Below are 1,529 nucleotides of genomic sequence, written 5' to 3'. Positions count from 1 at the left end.
CAGACTGCTGACAAACCCCGTCAAATTTTGGCGGGGTTTTGTATTTCTGGTGTGTTTGTTTCCTGGGTTGCGGCATTGAAGGGAGATCGGTCCTGCTCCTGTGATTCATGCGAGGCTCGGTTTGGGTGTCTTTGTGAGCGCCATCGCGATCTTCTTGATGTTCTGGGCTGCGGCGGCCATCAGGCACTGGCATCGGACTTTGATGAGACTTCGGAAGCGGGCGTAGCGATGGCCGTGCAGCTGCTTGGCATCGGCAAAGGAACGCTCGACCGTCTCCTTGCGTCTTTTGTAGATCGCCTTGCCCCAGGATGTGAGACGGTGACCGTCGGTGCGCTCGCGGGCATCGGCCCAAACGTGCCGGGTGATGGTGCGGATGGCCTTGCCGTTGGACGTGCACGACGCCAGAAGCGGGCAGGTGCCGCAGATGGCAGGATCGGATGTGTAATGCTTGTAGCCGTTGCGGTCGGTGGTGGCGTAGGTGAGAAGCTGGCCTTGCGGACAGCGATAGCCATCGGCTCGCTGATCGTAGACGAAGCTGTTCTTGCGCATCATGCCGGCTTTGGGCGGGGTCGGATTGCGATAGCCGGTGACACCGAGGATGGCGCGGTCCTCCAGGCCTTGGGCGATGCCTGAGGTGGCATAGCCGGCATCCAGCCCGACAGCCTTCACATCGAAGCCGAAGCGTTGGCACTGCCGGTCGAGCCTGCCGAGATAGACGATGCTGTCATGCACGTTGGCCGGCGTCACATGGGTATCGGTGATGATCGCATGTCGGCCGTCCACCGTGCGATGATCGAGATAGAAGAAGCCCTTCGGCTTGCCGTCACGCACCATGTAGCCGCTCTGGGGATCGGTGCGCGACACCTTGGTCTCCTTGATCTCGGCCTGGCGCTCCCCGTCCTTCAGCGGCTTCTGGCCATGCAGCTTGCGCTCCGCGTCGATCGCCCGGTCGAGGTCGGCCCAGTAGTCGGCACGCGATTTCTCGATCATGGCCAGATCGTATTTGCCCTTGTTGGCATTGGCCTTCAGATGGGTACTGTCCGTATAGAGTACCGTGCCGTCCACCAGCCCGTGGGAAACCGCCTGTTCAACGATGTGGTCGAAGATATCCTGGGCCACCGACGTATCGTTGAAGCGTCGGCGGCGGTTCTGCGACAGGGTCGACGCATCGAACACGCCATCCGTCAGCTTCATCCTGAGAAACCAGCGATAGGCGACATTGACCTCGATCTCGCGCACCAGCTGCCGCTCGGAGCGAATGCCGTAGAGGTAGCCGATGAACAGCGCCTTGAACATCAGCGTCGGATCAAGCGGCGGGCGGCCATTGTCGGCGCAGTACAAGCCGGCAACGCGATCGTGGATGAACGAGAAGTCGATCACCGCGTCTATTCGGCGCAGAAGGTGATCCTTCGGCACAAGACTGTCGAGCGTCACCATCTCGAGAGCCGTCTGTTCGGGAGCAGGTTTCTTCAGCATGTCCCATTGAATCAAAAACCTCCGGCTGACGCCAGAGGTTTGTCAGCAGTCTG

The 1,529-nt window shown here is 60.4% G+C and carries 1 protein-coding gene; it reads right to left on the bottom strand.

The window, feature by feature from the left end; translation table 11 throughout:
- Nucleotides 1–105: 105 nt before the first annotated feature.
- Nucleotides 106–1,476: an IS1182 family transposase gene (locus PH552_RS33625; RefSeq protein WP_112340028.1), complete on the bottom strand. Its 1,371-nt coding sequence runs from the start codon at nt 1,474–1,476 to the stop codon at nt 106–108.
- Nucleotides 1,477–1,529: the final 53 nt, after the last annotated feature.

The sequence above is a fragment of the Rhizobium aureum genome, from assembly GCF_030182495.1.
Lineage (GTDB): Bacteria > Pseudomonadota > Alphaproteobacteria > Rhizobiales > Rhizobiaceae > Rhizobium > Rhizobium tropici_C.
This window is presented reverse-complemented; position numbering and strand designations above follow the sequence as displayed.